The sequence below is a fragment of the Mycobacterium marseillense genome (assembly GCF_010731675.1).
GTDB lineage: Bacteria > Actinomycetota > Actinomycetes > Mycobacteriales > Mycobacteriaceae > Mycobacterium > Mycobacterium marseillense.
The window spans coordinates 2,275,325-2,293,095 of record NZ_AP022584.1 but is presented as its reverse complement, the minus strand read 5'-3'; the positions used below and the strand labels follow the sequence as shown (position 1 = coordinate 2,293,095).

At 67.2% G+C, this 17,771-nt stretch carries 15 protein-coding genes and 2 tRNA genes; 9 read left to right on the top strand and 8 right to left on the bottom strand.

The window, feature by feature from the left end:
* Positions 1 to 11: 11 nt before the first annotated feature.
* Positions 12 to 614, bottom strand: a complete 603-nt coding sequence (gene wrbA, locus G6N26_RS10260; RefSeq protein WP_067168948.1) for an NAD(P)H:quinone oxidoreductase — start codon at positions 612 to 614, stop codon at positions 12 to 14.
* Positions 611 to 2,038 (bottom strand): phytoene desaturase family protein, encoded by a 1,428-nt coding sequence (locus tag G6N26_RS10255; RefSeq protein ID WP_083019748.1) that lies wholly within the window; start codon positions 2,036 to 2,038, stop codon positions 611 to 613. The genes wrbA and G6N26_RS10255 overlap by 4 nt, the downstream gene beginning before the upstream one ends.
* Positions 2,039 to 2,067: 29 nt before the next feature.
* Here G6N26_RS10255 and serA point away from each other — a divergent pair, with 29 nt between their 5' ends.
* The gene (gene serA, locus G6N26_RS10250) at positions 2,068 to 3,654 is read left to right on the top strand and encodes a phosphoglycerate dehydrogenase (protein ID WP_067168944.1); all 1,587 of its coding nucleotides are present in this window, start codon (positions 2,068 to 2,070) and stop codon (positions 3,652 to 3,654) included.
* A gap of 73 nt (positions 3,655 to 3,727) precedes the next feature.
* Positions 3,728 to 4,738, top strand: a complete 1,011-nt coding sequence (locus G6N26_RS10245) for a 3-isopropylmalate dehydrogenase (RefSeq protein WP_083019750.1) — start codon at positions 3,728 to 3,730, stop codon at positions 4,736 to 4,738.
* Here the strand turns inward: G6N26_RS10245 and G6N26_RS10240 are convergent.
* Together G6N26_RS10240 and G6N26_RS10235 are read right to left on the bottom strand one after the other, a co-directional pair.
* On the bottom strand, positions 4,735 to 5,925 hold the full coding sequence (locus G6N26_RS10240; protein WP_194164285.1) for an MFS transporter: 1,191 nt from the start codon (positions 5,923 to 5,925) through the stop codon (positions 4,735 to 4,737). The genes G6N26_RS10245 and G6N26_RS10240 overlap by 4 nt on opposite strands.
* Positions 5,926 to 5,928: 3 nt before the next feature.
* Complete coding sequence (locus G6N26_RS10235; RefSeq protein ID WP_139799209.1) at positions 5,929 to 7,245, bottom strand: MFS transporter; 1,317 nt, start codon at positions 7,243 to 7,245, stop codon at positions 5,929 to 5,931.
* Between the two features lie 128 nt (positions 7,246 to 7,373).
* Here G6N26_RS10235 and G6N26_RS10230 point away from each other — a divergent pair, with 128 nt between their 5' ends.
* From G6N26_RS10230 to G6N26_RS10215, 4 genes are all read left to right on the top strand, one after another.
* Entirely contained in the window at positions 7,374 to 8,180 is an 807-nt protein-coding gene (locus G6N26_RS10230) for a fumarylacetoacetate hydrolase family protein (RefSeq protein WP_083019754.1), read from the top strand.
* Positions 8,177 to 9,643, top strand: a complete 1,467-nt coding sequence (gene gltX, locus G6N26_RS10225; protein ID WP_139799210.1) for a glutamate--tRNA ligase — start codon at positions 8,177 to 8,179, stop codon at positions 9,641 to 9,643. Before G6N26_RS10230 ends, gltX begins: the two co-directional genes overlap by 4 nt.
* 151 nt (positions 9,644 to 9,794) lie before the next feature.
* A tRNA-Gln gene (locus G6N26_RS10220) sits at positions 9,795 to 9,866 on the top strand.
* 73 nt (positions 9,867 to 9,939) lie between these two features.
* Positions 9,940 to 10,012: transfer RNA gene (locus G6N26_RS10215), tRNA-Glu, on the top strand.
* 16 nt (positions 10,013 to 10,028) lie between these two features.
* Here G6N26_RS10215 and G6N26_RS10210 read toward each other — a convergent pair.
* Both G6N26_RS10210 and G6N26_RS10205 read right to left on the bottom strand, forming a co-directional pair.
* Positions 10,029 to 10,541, bottom strand: coding sequence for a pyridoxamine 5'-phosphate oxidase family protein (locus tag G6N26_RS10210; protein ID WP_083019758.1), 513 nt, complete (start codon positions 10,539 to 10,541; stop codon positions 10,029 to 10,031).
* Positions 10,542 to 10,586: 45 nt separating this feature from the next.
* The gene (locus G6N26_RS10205) at positions 10,587 to 11,288 is read right to left on the bottom strand and encodes an IclR family transcriptional regulator (RefSeq protein ID WP_083019760.1); all 702 of its coding nucleotides are present in this window, start codon (positions 11,286 to 11,288) and stop codon (positions 10,587 to 10,589) included.
* Positions 11,289 to 11,373: 85 nt separating this feature from the next.
* On the opposite strand from G6N26_RS10205, the gene leuC reads away from it, so the two are divergent.
* The 3 genes from leuC (at position 11,374) to G6N26_RS10190 (ending at position 14,301) form a co-directional block, all read left to right on the top strand.
* Positions 11,374 to 12,816 (top strand): 3-isopropylmalate dehydratase large subunit, encoded by a 1,443-nt coding sequence (gene leuC / locus G6N26_RS10200; RefSeq protein ID WP_067168929.1) that lies wholly within the window; start codon positions 11,374 to 11,376, stop codon positions 12,814 to 12,816.
* Positions 12,817 to 12,842: 26 nt separating this feature from the next.
* A complete protein-coding gene (leuD, locus tag G6N26_RS10195) occupies positions 12,843 to 13,439 on the top strand; it encodes a 3-isopropylmalate dehydratase small subunit (RefSeq protein ID WP_067168926.1) in 597 nt (198 codons plus the stop codon).
* Positions 13,440 to 13,650: 211 nt separating this feature from the next.
* Positions 13,651 to 14,301 (top strand): HU family DNA-binding protein, encoded by a 651-nt coding sequence (locus G6N26_RS10190; protein ID WP_083019795.1) that lies wholly within the window; start codon positions 13,651 to 13,653, stop codon positions 14,299 to 14,301.
* A 110-nt stretch (positions 14,302 to 14,411) separates the two neighbouring features.
* Here G6N26_RS10190 and mutT1 read toward each other — a convergent pair whose 3' ends face one another.
* Positions 14,412 to 15,359 carry an 8-oxo-(d)GTP phosphatase MutT1 gene (gene mutT1 / locus G6N26_RS10185; RefSeq protein ID WP_067168922.1) on the bottom strand — a complete coding sequence of 316 codons (948 nt, stop codon included), beginning with the start codon at positions 15,357 to 15,359 and terminating at the stop codon, positions 14,412 to 14,414.
* An 85-nt stretch (positions 15,360 to 15,444) separates the two neighbouring features.
* On the bottom strand, positions 15,445 to 17,643 hold the full coding sequence (locus G6N26_RS10180; RefSeq protein ID WP_083019796.1) for an RNA degradosome polyphosphate kinase: 2,199 nt from the start codon (positions 17,641 to 17,643) through the stop codon (positions 15,445 to 15,447).
* Between the last annotated feature and the right edge of the window lie 128 nt (positions 17,644 to 17,771).

Sequence of the window (17,771 nt, the reverse complement as noted above, 5' to 3'; positions counted from 1 at the left end):
ACGCTCGGCGCTTAGGACGCCGCGAGGCGGCCCGCCGTCTCCACCACCCGGCGGGCCAGATGCTCGAGGGCCTTCTCGGTGGGCTCGTCGAATTCGGTGATGTTGTCGTGCGTGGTGACCAGGCTGACCCCATACGGGTTGCCATCGACGAACTTGCACGGATCCGTGTAGCCCGGGGGCACGATGATGCCGCCGAAATGCATCAGCGTGATGTACAGCGAGAGCAGGGTGGTTTCCTGACCGCCGTGCATGGTGTTGGACGACGTGAAGCCCGCATACACCTTGTCGGAGAGCTTGCCCTGGGCCCACAGCCCGCCCAGCGAGTCGAGGAACGCGCGCAATTGCGCTGCCGGAGAACCGAACCGCGTCGGAGAGCCGAAGATCACCGCGTCGGCCCACACGATGTCGTCGCCGGTCGCCACCGGAAGGTCCTTGGTGGCCTCGTAGTTGGCCGTCCAGGCCGGGTTGTGCGCGAACGAGGCGGGATCCTGGGTTTCGGCGACATGGCGCAGGCGCACGTCGGCCCCCGCCGACTCGGCCGCCGCGGCGACGCGCTGCGCCATCGTGGTGCCGTGACCGGTGGCCGAGTAGTAGATGATCGCGAGTTTCGTCACGGGGCCAGCTTAGGCACGCCGAGCCCGAATTCGCGGCGCAATAGCGTGCGCGCGGCGTAGTAGCCGGCCATGCCGTGGACGCCGCCGCCCGGGGGCGTGGCCGCCGAACACAGGTACACCTTGGGAATGGGTGTGCACCAAGGGTTTAGCCGCGGAGTCGGGCCCGCGATCGCTCGCCAGGCCGAATTGCCGCCCATCCCGATGTCGCCGCCCACATAGTTGGCGTTGTGGTCGGCCAACCGCGCGGCGGGCACCGCGCGCGCCACGACCACGACGTCGCGGAAGCCGGGCGCGAACCGCTCGACCACCGCGGTCACGGCTTCCGTCGGGTCGACGGTCGACCCCGACGGCACATGGGCATAGCTCCAGAACGGGCGGCGTCCGGCGGCGTCGATGCGGGTCGGATCGGCGACGTGCGGGGAAGCGGCCAGCACCATCGGCCACTGCGCGTGCCGGCCAACGGCGATGTCGGCCTCGGCGCGGGCCATCTGCGCTCGGGTGCCGCCGAGATGCAGGGTGGGGGCCTGCCGCAGCCGAGGATCCGCCCATGGGATCTCGTCGCTCAAAACAAAGTCCACCTTGGCGACGCCTGGGCCAAACGTGTAGCGCCGCAACGCTTTGGCGTAACGGCCCGGGAGGGAGTCGCCGTAGATCCGCAGCAGCGCGGTCGGCGCCGTGTCGAAGGCCACGACTCCGCCCGGCGGCTCGGTGACCTCCGTGCCCGCCATCAGCTCGCCGCCGTGCGCGCGCAGGTCGGCGATCAGCGCGTCGGTGATCGCCTGGCTGCCGCCCACCGGAATCGGCCAGCCCACCGAATGGGCGAGGGTGGCCAGCATCATCCCGGCACCGGCCGCCGTCAACGACGGCATCCGCGAAATGATATGGGCGGCAACGCCGGTGAACAGGGCGCGGGCGTCTTCGCCGGCCAGCGACCCCCACGCGGGGGTGCCCTGGGCCAGCATCCGCAGCCCGAGCCGCAGCGCCGACGGCACCGAGTTCGGCACCGACCGTTTGTCGCCCAGCAGCAGGGCCACCACGTCGTCGGAGCGCTCGACCAACGGCCCGAGCAGCCGTCGGAAGGAGGCGCCCCGCTCCAATTCGGCACAGGTGCGGTCCAGGTCGCGGTACGCGATGGCGGCCGGGCGCCCCGGCAGCGGGTTGGCATACGAGATCTCGGGCACCGCCAACTGCACACCGCGCGCGGGCAGATCGAATTCGGCGAAGAACGGCGAGGCCAACGCCAAGGGGTGCACCGCCGAGCAGATGTCGTGCAAGACTCCCGCAGAATCCGGGTCGGCCGCGGTGCGCGCACCCCCGCCAAACGTCGGTTGAGCTTCGACGACCTGCACTTTCAGGCCGGCCCGGGCGCAGATTACGGCGGCGGTCAACCCGTTGGGTCCGCTGCCGACGATGGTGACGTCCACCCGTCAATTACAGCCGATAGGCTGGCCGGGTGAATCTGCCTGTTGTACTCATTGCCGACAAGCTCGCTGAATCAACCGTCGCGGCCCTGGGCGACCAGGTCGAGGTGCGCTGGGTGGACGGGCCCGATCGGGAGAAGCTGCTGGCGGCCGTGCCGGAGGCCGACGCGCTGCTGGTGCGTTCGGCCACCACCGTCGACGCGGAGGTGCTGGCGGCGGCCCCCAAGCTGAAGATCGTCGCGCGCGCCGGGGTCGGCCTGGACAACGTCGACGTCAACGCCGCCACCGAGCGCGGTGTCCTGGTGGTCAACGCGCCGACGTCGAACATCCACAGCGCCGCCGAGCACGCGCTGGCGCTGCTGCTGTCCGCGGCCCGTCAGATCCCGGCCGCCGACGCCTCGCTGCACGAGCACACCTGGAAGCGATCGTCGTTCTCGGGCACCGAGATCTTCGGCAAGACGGTCGGCGTCGTCGGGCTGGGCAGGATCGGGCAGCTGGTTGCCCAGCGGCTCAGCGCCTTCGGCACCCACCTGATCGCCTATGACCCCTACGTGTCCCCGGCCCGCGCCGCGCAGCTGGGTATCGAGCTGTTGACGCTGGACGAATTGCTGGGCCGCGCCGACTTCATCTCGGTGCACCTGCCCAAGACGCCCGAAACGGCCGGACTGATCGGCAAGGACGCGCTGGCGAAAACCAAGCCCGGCGTCATCATCGTCAACGCCGCCCGTGGCGGCCTGGTCGACGAGGCGGCGCTGGCCGACGCGGTGCGCAGCGGCCACGTGCGCGCGGCCGGCCTCGACGTGTTCTCCAAGGAGCCGTGCACCGACAGCCCGCTCTTCGAGCTGGCGCAGGTGGTGGTCACACCCCATCTGGGGGCGTCCACCGAGGAGGCCCAGGACCGGGCCGGCACCGACGTCGCGGCGAGCGTGAAGCTCGCGCTGGCGGGGGAATTCGTTCCCGACGCCGTCAACGTCGGCGGCGGCGTGGTCAACGAGGAGGTGGCGCCGTGGCTGGATCTGGTGCGCAAGCTCGGCCTGCTGGCCGCCTCGCTGTCCGACGGCCCACCGGTGTCGGTGTCGGTGCAGGTGCGCGGGGAGCTCGCCTCCGAAGACGTTGAGGTGCTGAAGCTTTCGGCGCTGCGCGGGTTGTTCTCGGCCGTCGTCGAGGGGCCGGTGACGTTCGTCAACGCGCCGGCGCTGGCCGAGGAGCGCGGCGTCACCGCCGAAATCGGCACGGCGTCGGAAAGCCCGAACCACCGCAGCGTGGTCGACGTGCGCGCGGTCGCGCACGACGGCACCGCGGTCAACGTCGCCGGCACCCTGTCCGGGCCGCAGCTGGTGGAGAAGATCGTCCAGATCAACGGCCGCAACTTCGATCTGCGCGCCCGCGGCATCAACCTCGTGATCAACTACGCTGACCAGCCCGGCGCGCTGGGCAAGATCGGCACCCTGCTGGGCTCGGCCGGGGTCAATATCCAGGCCGCGCAACTCTCCGAGGACGCCGAGGGCCCGGGGGCGACGATCCTGTTGCGCCTGGACCGGGACGTGCCGGGCGACGTGCGGGCGGAAATCGGTGCGTCCGTCGGCGCCAACAAGCTTGAGGTGGTTGATCTTTCATGAGACGCGCCGGCGACAAGAAAAATTGGAGCGATGAGGCGGGGACACCCCCCGCCTGCGGGGGAGAGCGGCACCGATGAGACTCGCGGTGATCGAGGGCGACGGCATCGGGCCGGAGGTCGTCTCCGAGGCCATCAAGGTCCTGGATGCGGTGCTACCCGGGGTGGAGAAGACCCACTACGACCTGGGTGCGCGCCGCTACCACGCCACCGGTGAGTTGTTGCCGGACTCGGCGGTCGAGGAGCTGCGCGCGCACGACGCCATCCTGCTCGGCGCCATCGGTGACCCGTCGGTGCCCAGCGGCGTGCTGGAGCGAGGTTTGTTGCTGCGCTTGCGTTTCGAGCTGGATCATCACATCAACTTGCGGCCCGGCCGGCTGTACCCGGGAGTGAACAGCCCGCTGGCCGGCAACCCCGAGATCGACTTCGTGGTGGTGCGTGAGGGAACGGAAGGTCCCTACACCGGAACCGGCGGCGCCATCCGCGTCGGTACGCCCAACGAGGTCGCCACCGAGGTCAGCCAGAACACGGCCTTCGGTGTGCGCCGCGTGGTGGCCGACGCGTTCGAGCGGGCGCAGCGGCGCCGAAAGCACTTGACACTGGTGCACAAAACCAACGTGCTGACCTTCGCCGGCAAGCTGTGGTCGCGCATCGTGGCCGAGGTCGGCAAGGACTATCCCGACGTCGAGGTGGCGTACCAACACATCGACGCCGCGACCATCTTCATGGTCACCGACCCCGGTCGCTTCGACGTGATCGTCACCGACAACCTGTTCGGCGACATCATCACCGACCTGTCGGCGGCGGTGTGTGGCGGAATTGGCTTGGCCGCCAGCGGAAACATCGACGGGACCCGGACCAATCCCTCGATGTTCGAGCCCGTCCACGGCAGCGCGCCGGACATCGCCGGTCAAGGCATCGCCGATCCGACCGCGGCCATCATGTCGGTGGCGCTGCTGCTCGCCCATCTCGGCGAGGACGCCGCCGCCAAGCGGGTGGACCGCGCCGTCGAGCAGTACCTGGCAACGCGGGGGAACGAACGGCGCGCCACCACCGAAGTCGGCGAACGGATCGCTGCCGGGCTCTAGTCTCGGGCGGCGGTGCGCGAGCGCGCCTCCGAGGGCACCATCGGCAAGGCCAGCAACGGAAACAGCGCGCACACCGCGAAGGCCAACGGGTACCCGGTCGCGTCGATCACCTCACCGAATACCGGCGGCCCGACCGCCGCGGTGAGCCGCTGGGTGGTGTTTTGCGCGCCCATGGCGCGCCCGCTCCAGAAACGCCCGGCCACTTCCGGAATGGCGGTGAACGCCAATCCGTTGTCCAGCACGGTGATCACCGACGCGGCGACCATCAGCGTCACCGCTATCGCCGAGTGCGCATGATCGGCGATCGCCAGCAAGATCATCACCACGGCGGCCGCCGCCGCGATGATGCGGATCGGACGCATGCGCGATCCCAGGTGGTCGGACCATCTGCCGACGGCGATGCGGCCCAGCGCGCTCAGCAGCTGCGAGAAGCTCACCAGGAGACCGGCGGTCGCGATCGACCAATGCTGGTTTTTCATCAACCAGACCAGCATGAACGTCAGGACCACGGTCTGGGGCACCATGAGCAGCGCCGACGCGAAGTGAATGCGCCACAGCACCGTGGTGCCTCGGTACGGGCTGGCCAATTCCGTTTTGTCGGCGGCCGACCGGTCGGGACGTTCGGGATCGCGCACCCAGATCGCGCACAGCACCGCGGACACCGCGCACACCGCCGCGGGGAACAACAGCGCTACCGAGATGCTGCGTTCACCAAGCTCGGGAAGTACCAAGGCGGCCAACGCGATTCCCAACGGCTGCGCGGTCTGACGGATCCCCATCGCCAGGCCGCGCTGCTGCGGGGGAAACCAGCCCGTCACCAGCCGGCCGCTGGCGGTGTTGGCGCTCGCCGCAGCCATGCCGCCGGCGAACAGGGCGATCCCCTCGGTCAGCATGGACTCCGGCACCGCCGCGGCGGCAAGGGCTGCCGCCGCGGTCAGCGCCAGGCCCGCCGTAAGCACGATCCGCTCGCCGACGATGTCGAGTACGTAGCCCCAGGCGATCAGCGTGACCACCATGCCGAAGCTGGGCATCGCTGAGAGCAGCGCCGCTTCGGCCAGGTCGATGCCGCGTACGTCGTTGAGGGCGGGGATCAGAAAGGCGATGCCGTTGATGAAAACCGTCGCGCTCAACGTGGCGATCAGTCCCGTCCCCAGCATCAACCATCGACGTGTCGATGTCAGCTGCACCTATTAATAGTTCTCACCGGATCGTTGCGGCAAACGTCGCTCCGCCTTATTGGGCAATGCGTGGGAACGAACGGCCCGCCACCACCGAACGCGACGGACGGTTTGCCGACGGGCTCTGTCCTCCAAGCCGGGCGGCAGCAACCGCGTCGGCACCAGCGGCATCGCCGCCAACGGGAACAACGCGCACAACAGCCACGCCGGTGGATATTTCGCGGCCGAGATCAAGGCGCCGAACAGCGGGGGCCCGGCGGCCGCCATCATTCGCTGGGTGGTGTTCTGGATGCCCAGGGCGCGACCGCTCCAGTACGGACCGGCGAATTCGGTGATGGCCGTGGCCTCCAGCCCGTTGTCGAGCACGGAGATCACCGCGATGGCGACCATGAGCCCGGCCTGCCATCGCGAATTCATGTAGTCGGCCCACGCCAGCAGGAGAAGCGCCAACACCGCGACCGCCGCGATGTAGCGCACGGGCCGCATCCGTGAGCCGACCCGATCGGACAGGCGGCCCACGGCGACCCGGCCGAGCGCACCGAGCAGCTGGGACAGCGTGACCAACGCGCCGGCGGCCGCAACCGACCAGTGCAGATTTCGGATCAGCCACACCAGCATGAACGTCACCGTCACCGTTTGGGGCATCATCATCAGGCCCGCGACCGCGTGAATCCGCCACAGCGTCCACGACTTTCGATAGGGGCTGGCGAGTTCTTGATGGGTTGCGCTCGCGCGCGGTTTGCGCGGCGGGTCGACGATTCCGATGACGCTCGCGATCGCCCCGACCACGCATGCCAACGCGGTGAACCTGAGGCCGTGCTGCGGTCCGTGTTCGGCCAGCTCGGGAATTACCATCGCGCCCAAGGCGATTCCCAAGGGCTGCGCGGTCTGGCGGATGCCCATGGCCAGGCCGCGTTGGTGCGGCGGAAACCAGGCGGACACCAGTCGCCCGCCCGCTGTATTGCAACTGGCGGCGGCCATGCCGCCGAGAAACAGATACACCGAGATCAGCACCATCGAATGCGCCGAGGCCGCGGCGTAGGCCGCGGCTGCGGTGAGGGCCGAACCTGTGGCCATCACCAACCGTTCGCCGACCCGGTCCAGCACATAACCCCACAGCACCAGCGTCACCACCATGCCCCAGCTGGGCATCGAAGCCAGCAGGGCGGCCTCGTCCAACCGGACTCCGCGCACTCGCAGCGACGGGATCAAGAACGCGACGCCGTTGATGAAGAGGAACGAACTTGCCGTCGCCAGCAGCGAAACGATCATGATCGACCAGCGCGCGCCCGCGCCGATTTCGGGCGTAGCGGTCGAGTCGGTCTGCATTCCCCATGCTTGCATACCAGCGGGAAATTTGGCCGCAGGACGTGCGCCGTTGCTGGTCATCGCCTGACCCGCGAGGCCCACCTACGCCCGGCTACGCCACGCTCGCGACCGTCACTAGGCTCAACCGAATGCGCCTTGGTCGAATCGCCAGCCCCGACGGTGTCGCCTTCGTCAGTATCGAAGGTGAACTCGACGACCCAGCCGAGATGATCGCGCGCGAGATCGCCGAGCATCCCTTCGGCACGCCGAACTTCACCGGCCGGACATGGCCGTTGGCCGACGTCCGGCTGCTCGCCCCGATACTCGCCAGCAAGGTGGTCTGCGTCGGGAAGAACTACGCCGATCACATCGCCGAGATGAAAGACATGACCGGCCCCGCGCCAGCCGAGCCGGTGATATTCCTCAAGCCCAACACCGCCATCATCGGGCCCAACGTCCCGATTCGCTTGCCGGCCAACGCATCACCGGTGCACTTCGAGGGCGAGCTGGCCGTGGTCATCGGCCGGCCCTGCAAGGACGTCTCGGCCGCCCAGGCGGCCGACAACATCCTTGGCTACACCATCGGCAACGACGTGTCGGCACGCGATCAACAAAAAGCCGACGGCCAATGGACGAGGGCCAAAGGCCACGACACCTTCTGCCCGGTCGGCCCGTGGATCGTCACCGACCTCAAGCCGCTGGACCCGGGCGATCTCGAATTGCGCACCGAAGTCAACGGTGAGGTCAAACAACACAGCCGCACGTCGCTGCTGATCCATGACATCGGCTCCATCGTCGAGTGGATTTCGGCGGTGATGACCTTGCTGCCCGGCGACATCATCCTCACCGGAACCCCGGCGGGCGTCGGGCCCATCGAGGACGGCGACACCGTCTCCATCACCATCGAGGGCATCGGCACCCTCACCAATCCCGTGCTCCGCAAAGGAAAATCGTGACTGCATCAACTCCCGTGAGGGTCCGATTCTGTCCATCGCCCACCGGCACCCCGCACGTCGGCATGGTCCGCACCGCGCTGTTCAACTGGGCCTACGCCCGACACACCGGGGGCACTTTCGTCTTTCGCATCGAGGACACCGACGCCCAACGCGACAGTGAGGAAAGCTATCTGGCGCTGCTGGACGCGCTGCGCTGGCTCGGCCTGGACTGGGATGAGGGGCCCGAGGTGGGCGGCCCGTACGGCCCGTACCGCCAATCTCTGCGCGGCGAGATCTACCGCGACGTGGTGGCCAAGCTGGTCGAGGCGGGGGAGGCCTACTACGCCTTCTCGACGCCGGAGGAGGTCGAGGCGCGACATATCGCCGCGGGCCGTAATCCCAAGCTGGGCTACGACAATTTCGACCGGCAGCTGACCGACTCGCAGCGCGCCGCGCTCCTCGCGGAGGGCCGCCAGCCGGTGGTGCGGCTGCGGATGCCCGATGACGACCTCGGCTGGGACGACCTGGTGCGCGGAACCACCACCTTCGCGGCCGGGTCCGTGCCCGACTTCGCGCTCACCCGCGCCAACGGAGATCCGTTGTACACCTTGGTCAACCCGTGCGACGACGCGCTGATGAAGATCACCCATGTGCTGCGCGGCGAGGATCTGCTGCCGTCGACACCGCGCCAGCTCGCGCTGTATCAGGCGCTGATCCGGATCGGTGTCGCCGAGCGCACTCCCCAGTTCGCACACCTGCCAACGGTATTGGGGGAGGGCACCAAGAAGCTGTCCAAGCGCGACCCGCAGTCGAACCTGTTCGCCCACCGCGACCGCGGCTTCATCCCCGAAGGGCTGCTCAATTATCTGGCGTTGCTGGGCTGGGCCATCGCCGACGACCACGACGTATTCAGTCTCAATGAGATGGTGGCCGCGTTCGATGTCGTCGACGTCAACTCCAATCCGGCCCGCTTCGACCAGAAGAAGGCCGACGCGCTCAACGCGGAGCACATCCGGATGCTCACCGTCGAGGACTTCACCACCAGGCTGCGCAATTTTTTCGGCGTCCACGGTCATCGCCTCGAGCTCGACGACGCCGGCTTCGCCACGGCCGCCGACCTGGTCCAGACCCGGATCGTGGTGCTCGGTGATGCCTGGGACCTGTTGAAGTTCCTCAACGACGACGAGTACGCGATCGACCCCAGGGCCGCCAACAAAGAACTCGGTCCGGGCGCGGCCGCGGTGCTCGATGCGGCGCTGGTTGCGCTGGATGGCGTCGCGGATTGGACGACGCCCCGGATCGAGGCCGCCCTCAAGGAGGCGCTCATCGACGAGCTGGGCCTCAAACCGCGCAAGGCGTTTGGCCCGATCCGGGTGGGCGCCACCGGGACGACGGTCAGCCCGCCGTTGTTCGAGTCGCTGGAGCTGCTGGGCCGCGACCGCAGCGTGCAGCGGCTGCGCGCGGCGCGCGCGGCGATCGGTTAGGAGAGACCCCGACCACGCGTGCGGACTGCCCCGCGAGACTTTGGTAGTCTGCACTGCGGTTTACCAAAGCCGACAACGACTGGCAGCAGCGGTCCCCAAAGAGCTTGAAAAGGCCCGCGATCGGCGCTGACCAGCAGTTTTAGGCAGCCAATGGGGTATGGTGTAATTGGCAACACAGCTGATTCTGGTTCAGCCATTCTAGGTTCGAGTCCTGGTACCCCAGCAAAATCCTCACCGTTTCAAGCGATTAGGTGGGCTTAGCGCGGTGAGCTATGCTGACTGCTCGGATCGTTTCTGGCCCCGTCGTCTAGCGGCCTAGGACGCCGCCCTCTCACGGCGGTAGCGTGGGTTCGAATCCCATCGGGGCTACAAACTAAAACCGCGGTTACTGGTCGTCCCCCAGGACGGCCGGTGCGGTCGAACCACCCACCGGCATCGGCGCCAGGCCGAGTTTGCGGTGATCCCACGAACGAGCCCGGCGGGCCACAATGCGAACGCAGACCCGCTTGTTCATCATCTGCTCGACGAACGGTTTCATGTCGTCGGTGTAGGGGCCGGTGTAGCGCTCCCAGACGCTGACCCCCACCCGGTGCGAGACGGCGGGGTCGTCCACGATCTCCGCGACGCCCTCGAAGGACACCCCGCGAAGCGTGTCGTAGGTGTGCCCGTCCTCGATCAAAAAGCTCACCCGCGGGTCCCGCTGAAGATTGACCGCCTTCTGCGACTTGGCCTTGGTCTCCAGCCAGATCTCGCCGTCGACCACGGCGTACCACATGGCGGTCAGGTGAGGCTGGCCGTCGGAGCCGATGGTGGCCAGCGTTCCGGTGCGGCTTTTCACGACGAATTCGGCGATCTCGTCTTCCGACATGACGATGCTCGCGCGCTGATTGGTTCCCATGACGGTCAGTCTGTCAGGCCCGCTGCTCGCGGGAGGACTCGGGAACTAGAGCCGGCGGGCGAGCGCGTCGGCGGCGGACAGCAGATCGGCGGCCCAGCGCGCGCCCGGACGCCGGCCGATCCGATCGATGGGGCCCGACACCGAGATGGCCGCGATGACGGCGCCGCGGCCGTCGCGCACCGGCGCGGACACGCTGGCCACGCCCGGCTCGCGCTCGGCCACGCTTTGGGCCCAGCCGCGCCGGCGCACCTCGGCCAGCGTTCGTTCGGTGAATTTCGCCGTCGTCAGCACCGCTTTCTGGGTGGCGGCGTCGCTATGGGCCAGCAGCACTTTGGCGCCCGAACCCGCCGTCATGGGCAGTCGCGCCCCGACCGGAACCGTATCGCGAAGGCCCGCAGCGGGTTCCAGGGCAGCCACACAGACGCGGTCGGTGCCCTCACGCCGGTACAGCTGCACGCTTTCGCCGGTGGTCTCGCGCAACAGGGGCAGCACCGCGCTGCTGGCGGCCAGCAGCGGATCGTTGACGTGAGCGGCGAGTTCGGTGACGGCTGGGCCGAGGCACCAGCGCCCTTCGTCGTCGCGCGCCAGCAGGCGATGGACTTCCAGGGCCGCCGCCAGCCGATAGGCCGTGGCCCGGGGCAGCGTGGTCCGCTCACACAGTTCGGCTAATCCACACGGGGATTGGGCGATGGTGTGCAGGACACCCACGGCTTTGTCCAGGACGCCGATACCGTTATGCTGTCTCACAAGAAGATACTAGCGTCTCGCATTCTGAGATCACAGCCCGAATGGTCGGCGAGCCGCGGATGAAGCGAATTGAGGCGAGTTCGATATGGGGATCGACACGGGGGCGGCCACCAAGCCGCGCACTCTGGCCGAAAAAGTCTGGGCCGACCATGTTGTGGTCTCCGGGGGCGCCTCGGGGCAGGCGAGCGCACCCGACTTGATCTACATCGATTTGCACCTGGTGCACGAGGTCACCAGCCCACAGGCTTTCGACGGCCTGCGCCTGGCCGGCCGGCCGGTGCGCCGCCCCGATTTGACGCTGGCCACCGAGGATCACAACGTTCCGACCATCGACATCGACAAGCCGATCGCCGACCCGGTGTCACGCACGCAGGTCGAGACATTACGGCGAAATTGTGCCGAATTCGGTGTGCGGCTATACCCGATGGGCAACCTCGAGCAGGGCATCGTGCACGTCGTCGGGCCGCAGCTGGGCCTTACCCAACCGGGAATGACGATCGTCTGTGGGGACAGTCACACCTCGACGCACGGCGCATTCGGCGCCCTGGCCATGGGAATTGGCACCTCGGAGGTCGAGCACGTACTGGCGACTCAGACGCTGCCGTTGCGGCCGTTCAAGACGATGGCGGTCAATGTCGACGGGACATTGCCGCCGGGCGTGACGTCCAAGGACATCATCCTCGCGCTGATCGCCAAGATCGGGACCGGCGGCGGGCAGGGCCATGTCATCGAATACCGCGGCAGTGCCATCGAATCGCTGTCGATGGAAGGCCGGATGACCGTCTGCAACATGAGCATCGAGGCCGGCGCCCGAGCGGGGATGGTGGCTCCCGACGACACCACCTACGAGTTCCTGCGTGACCGCCCCCACGCCCCGAAAGGCGCGCAATGGGATGCGGCCATGCGTTATTGGCAGCAACTGCGCACCGACCCGGGCGCCGAATTCGACACCGAGGTCTATCTCGACGCGGAGTCGCTGAGCCCGTTTGTGACATGGGGCACCAACCCCGGCCAGGGTGTGCCGCTGGCCGCCGCCGTGCCCGACCCCGAATTGATGACCGACGACGGGGAGCGCCAAGCCGCTGAGAAAGCGTTGGCATACATGGACCTTCGACCGGGTACCCCGATGCGTGACGTCGCCGTCGACGCGGTGTTCGTGGGCTCTTGTACCAACGGTCGTATCGAAGATCTGCGGGTGGTAGCCGACATTTTGCGCGGGCGCAAAATCGCCCCGGGGATGCGAATGCTCGTCGTGCCGGGGTCGATGCGAGTGCGCGCACAGGCCGAAGCCGAAGGGCTGGGCGAGGTTTTCACCGCCGCCGGTGCCGAATGGCGGCAGGCGGGCTGCTCGATGTGCCTGGGGATGAACCCCGACCAGTTGGCGCCCGGAGAGCGCTGCGCGGCGACGTCCAACCGCAACTTCGAAGGGCGCCAGGGTAAAGGCGGCCGCACGCATTTGGTGTCTCCGGCCGTTGCCGCGGCGACAGCGGTCCGCGGCACATTGTCTGCTCCGGCCGATTTGAGCTGACTTATTCGACGTCTGAAGGGATGAGCATGGAAGCATTTCACACCCACACCGGCATCGGTGTGCCGCTGCGGCGCTCCAACGTCGACACCGATCAGATCATTCCGGCGGTGTATTTGAAGCGTGTCACCCGAACCGGTTTCGAGGATGGCTTGTTCGCGAGCTGGAGGTCGGATCCGTCATTCGTGCTCAACCTCAGTCCCTTTGACCGGGGGTCAGTACTCGTCGCCGGACCCGATTTCGGGACGGGCTCGTCGCGCGAGCACGCGGTGTGGGCGCTCATGGACTACGGGTTCCGAGTGGTCATCTCGTCTCGATTCGGTGACATTTTCCGGGGCAACGCCGGCAAGGCGGGGCTGCTGGCGGCCGAAGTTTCTCAAGATGGCGTGGAGCTGCTCTGGAAGCTGATCGAGCAGAGCCCCGGCTTGGAAATCACTGCCAATCTTCAAGATCGAAATATCACCGCGGGAACGACGGTGCTGCCGTTCACGATTGACGACCACACCGCGTGGCGGCTACTCGAAGGCCTTGACGATATAGCCCTTACGCTGCGGAAACTCGACGAAATCGAGTCTTTCGAGGCGGCTTATCCGGACTGGAAGCCACGAACTCTGTCCACCTCCTGAACGGTCGGACGGACCCGAATTTCTGCTCGATCGGCTAACTAAACCGGGCCGTTTTCAAGATCTCCCACCGGTCAAGGGCGGCAACCGGATTGCGAAATCGCCGTAGGCCTTGCCGTGAAATTGCGCGTGGCTCTTGGAAATTTGCTGGGTGAGGGTTTACCGTGTCCACTAGTCGGTTCAAAATCGAGGACCACTAGTGTCGGAGGGATTGATGAATAAGGCAGAGCTCATTGATGTGCTCACACAGAAATTGGACACGGACCGTCGGCAGGCGACCGCAGCGGTCGAGAACGTTGTCGACACCATTGTGCGTGCGGTACACAAGGGCGACAGCGTCACGATTACCGGGTTCGGTGTTTTCGAACAGCGGCGCCGCGCAGCGCGCGTGGCCCGCAACCCGCGGACCGGTGAGACGGTGAAGGTGAAGCCGACTTCCGTCCCCGCGTTCCGTCCCGGTGCCCAATTCAAAGCGGTTGTGTCTGGCGCACAGCGTCTCCCGTCGGACGGCCCGGCCGTCAAGCGCGGTGTGGTAGGTGGCACGGGCGCGGCCAAGAAGACCGCGGCCAAGAAGGCTCCCGCCAAGAAAGCTGCGGCCAAGAAGGCACCCGCCAAGAAGGCTGCGGCCAAGAAGGCTCCCGCCAAAAAGGCCGCAGTGAAGAAGGCCCCGGCCAAGAAGGCGGCAGTGAAGAAGGCTCCGGCCCGCAAGGCCGCGACCAAGGCGCCGGCCAAGAAGGCTGCGGCCAAGAAGGCGCCGGCCCGCAAGGCTGCGGCCAAGAAGGCTCCGGCCAAGAAGGCCGCGAGCAAGTCCACGGCCCGCAAGGCTTCTGCCAAGAAGACGACCGCGCGTCGCGGCCGCCGGTAGGCAGAGCACGTACTAGACACGAATACCCTTCGGCGGCAGCGGTGCCCCGGAGGGTATTCGTGTGCTAGCGGCGGGCCACATCAAAATGGCGGCGGGCCGCCGCCGTCAAGCTAGGCGCGCACGTTGGCGGCCAGCGCACCGCCGATGTGGTCGGCGGCCACCAGTCGGCCGCCGGACAACGACAGCACCCAGGTGCTGCCCTTGTGGTTGCGCGATTTGTCCGGCCGCACCCCATCGCGGGCGCACCACCACGCGATCAAGTCCGGAATCACCTTGCCCTGCGTGCAGACAACCGGCGTGCCGTGCTCGTCGGCGATATCCAGCATCCGGTGGCGGCCGCGTTTGGCGTTCTTGGCGTAGGCCTCTTCGGTGAGCGTCGGCTCGTTGTGCACGACCGAGCCGAGGTCCTCGGCGAGGGGCTCCACCGTCTGGTGGCAGCGAACCCGGTCGGCCGCATACACCCGCGAGGCGCCGAAGGCCAGCAGCTGCGGAACCAGCGCCTTGGCCTGCGCCCGCCCCCGCTTGTCCAGCGGCCGCTTGGTGTCATCGCCGGAGAAGCGCGATTTGCGCCCCGCGGTGGCATGCCGAACCACTAGCACGGTGTGGGTGTCCGCTGGCTTTTTGTTGAAGTGGCGCAACACTTTTCGATCTTGGGCGTAATCGAGTTTCTGCATGGCCTCGGCCGCCGGGAGCCACAGCAACCGGTCGACCTCGTCGCCGGGAACGAATTCGCCGCCGACGGCGCGCGCCGACCAGTAGAAGACTTTTTTGACACCTGCCTCGATGGGATAGCTCACCGCGTTGAGCCGCCGGCCGAGGACGGCGTGCTGTCCGGTCTCCTCGCACACTTCCCGCACCGCCGCCACGGGCGCGGTCTCGCCGGGATCCACTTTGCCTTTGGGTAGCGACCAATCGTCATAGCGGGGGCGGTGGATGACGGCGATCTCGACGTCGTGGTCGGCGCCGTCGGCATCGCGCGGTCGCCACAGCACCGCACCGGCGGCATGGACGATCCGGCTTCCAGAGCGCCGGGCGTTAGACGAGCTCGAAGGCGGCACCTCAACTCCTGCAGGTCAATTCGGTCAGAGTCGCACGTTGGATCACGCCGCGGCCCGGAAACAACTCCGAAATCACCGCACAGGCCTAGGGGCTGCGATGCCGCTCCATCAACGATACTTGGTGGTCGCGCACCGTATGGCCCTCTTGCGGCGACGCGGTCCACTGTCCGTCGGACCCAAGTTCCCAGCAACGCGTGGACGGATCCAATGCGGACTCGAACAATTCGTCGAGCTGCGCGGTGAGCTTGGGGTCCTTGACCTGAGCCAGCACCTCCACCCGCCGATCGAGGTTGCGGTGCATCATATCGGCGCTGCCGATCCAGAATTCGTTGATGTTGCGGAAATGGATGATCCGCGAGTGCTCCAAAAAGCGCCCGAGAATGGAGCGCACAACGATGTTTTCGGAATAGCCCTGCGCGCCAGGGCGCAGCGCGCAGATGCCGCGCACGACCACCTCGACCCGCACGCCGGCCTGCGACGCCCGGTACAGCGCATCGATGACCTGCTCATCAACCAGCGCATTCATCTTGAGGCGTATCCGTCCCTGGCCGCGTTCGCGGTGCGCCGCGATCTCGCGTTCGACGCGTTCGATGATGCCGGTGCGAATTCCGTGCGGCGCCACGAGCAGATTGCGGTAGGAGACCTTTCGCGAATAGCCGGTCAGCGAATTGAACAAATCGGTGAGGTCGGCACCGATGTCGGGGGCCGCCGTCAGCAGGCCGACATCCTCATAGAGACGGGCGGTCTTGCTGTTGTAGTTGCCGGTTCCGATGTGGCAGTACCGTCGGATCGCCGAGCCTTCGCGGCGCACCACCAAGCACGTCTTGCAGTGCGTCTTGAGCCCGACGAGCCCGTAAACCACGTGCACGCCCGCTTGTTCGAGTGCGCGCGCCCAGCGGATGTTGGCCTGCTCGTCGAAGCGAGCCTTGATCTCGACGAGCGCCACGGCCTGCTTTCCGGCCTCGGCCGCTTCGATCAGCGCGCGCACGATCGGCGAATCACCGGAGGTGCGGTACAGCGTCTGTTTGATCGCCAGCACGTTGGGGTCGGCCGCGGCCTGCTGGATGAATCGCTGCACGCTGGTGGAGAAGGAGTCATACGGGTGGTGCACCAGCACGTCGCCCTCGCGCAGCGTCGCGAAGATGCTCTTGGGAGATTCGCGGTCGGCGAAGGCGGGGTGCGTGTCCGGAACGAACGCCGGGTCCTTGAGCGCCGGGCGGTCCAGATCGTAGATCTGCCACAGCGACGAAAGATCCAAAAGGCCGGGGACTTCGATGACGTCACCGGGATGCACGTCGAGTTCGCGCAGCAGCAATTCCAACATGCCCTCGGTCATGTCGTCGGCGATCTCGAGGCGCACGGGCGGACCGAACCGCCGGCGCGCCAATTCGCGTTCGAGCGCCTGCAGCAGGTCTTCGTCGCGGTCTTCTTCGACCTCCATGTCGGCGTTGCGGGTGATGCGGAAGGCGTGGTGTTCCACGATTTCCATGCCGGGGAACAGAAGAGGAAGGAAGGCCGCGATCAGTTCTTCCAGCGGCAGATAGCGCACGATGGACCGGCCGTCGCCCGCGGCGCTGTCCCGGCCCGACTTGGGGGCGGCGAGTTCGACGAAGCGATCGACGTTGTTGGGCACCTTGACTCGGGCGAAGTGCTGCCCCCCATCCTCGGGCTGGCGCACCATGACCGCCAGATTCAGGCTCAGCCCACTGACGAACGGGAACGGGTGCGCGGGGTCGACGGCCAGCGGCGTCAGGACGGGAAAGACTTGTTCGGTGAAATACGTCGAGAGTTCGTCGCGCTCGGCCTGATCGAGGTCGGCCCACGTGACGATGTGGATGCCTTCCTCGGCGAGCGCCGGCCGCACCGAATCGAGGAACACCCGCGCATGCCGAGTGGCGATCCGCTGGGTCTGCTCCCCGATCAGGGCCAGCTGCTTGCGGGGCGTCAGGCCGTCGGCGGAGCGCACCGACAACCCCATCTCGTCGCGGCGCTTGAGGCCGGCGACCCGCACCATGTAGAACTCGTCGAGGTTGGAGGCGAAGATGGCCAGGAACTTGGCCCGTTCCAGCAGCGGCAACGAATTGTCGTCGGCCAGCGCCAGCACGCGGGCGTTGAAGTCCAGCCAGCTCAGTTCCCGGTTGAGGTAACGATCGTCCGGCAGATCGGTCATCGCGGTGGGGGTCGCAGCCGGGGGCGCCGCCACGGCCGAGTCGCCTGAATGCCACAAATTCTCGTCGGGTCGCGCCTCAGCTTCGATTTCAGTCACCCTGCGATCATCGCTCATTACGCGCGGGTGCTGCCAGTGGTGATCGCGAGCGCGGCGCTGCCGGGCGAAGCGGGTCACACCATCGGCGCCGGTGGTCGCCGGAACATCCATTCGCCGTTGGGCCGACGTTCACCTTCCGGACAGCT

What these genes read in the sequence shown, in the direction of transcription:
- G6N26_RS10245 (WP_083019750.1), top strand. Translation starts at nt 3,728, where the DNA reads ATGAGACTCGCGGTGATCGAGGGCGACGGCATCGGGCCGGAGGTCGTC.
- G6N26_RS10235 (WP_139799209.1), bottom strand. Translation starts at nt 7,245, where the DNA reads ATGCAGACCGACTCGACCGCTACGCCCGAAATCGGCGCGGGCGCGCGC.
- G6N26_RS10230 (WP_083019754.1), top strand. Translation starts at nt 7,374, where the DNA reads ATGCGCCTTGGTCGAATCGCCAGCCCCGACGGTGTCGCCTTCGTCAGT.
- G6N26_RS10210 (WP_083019758.1), bottom strand. Translation starts at nt 10,541, where the DNA reads ATGGGAACCAATCAGCGCGCGAGCATCGTCATGTCGGAAGACGAGATC.
- leuC (WP_067168929.1), top strand. Translation starts at nt 11,374, where the DNA reads ATGGGGATCGACACGGGGGCGGCCACCAAGCCGCGCACTCTGGCCGAA.
- leuD (WP_067168926.1), top strand. Translation starts at nt 12,843, where the DNA reads ATGGAAGCATTTCACACCCACACCGGCATCGGTGTGCCGCTGCGGCGC.
- G6N26_RS10190 (WP_083019795.1), top strand. Translation starts at nt 13,651, where the DNA reads ATGAATAAGGCAGAGCTCATTGATGTGCTCACACAGAAATTGGACACG.
- G6N26_RS10180 (WP_083019796.1), bottom strand. Translation starts at nt 17,643, where the DNA reads ATGAGCGATGATCGCAGGGTGACTGAAATCGAAGCTGAGGCGCGACCC.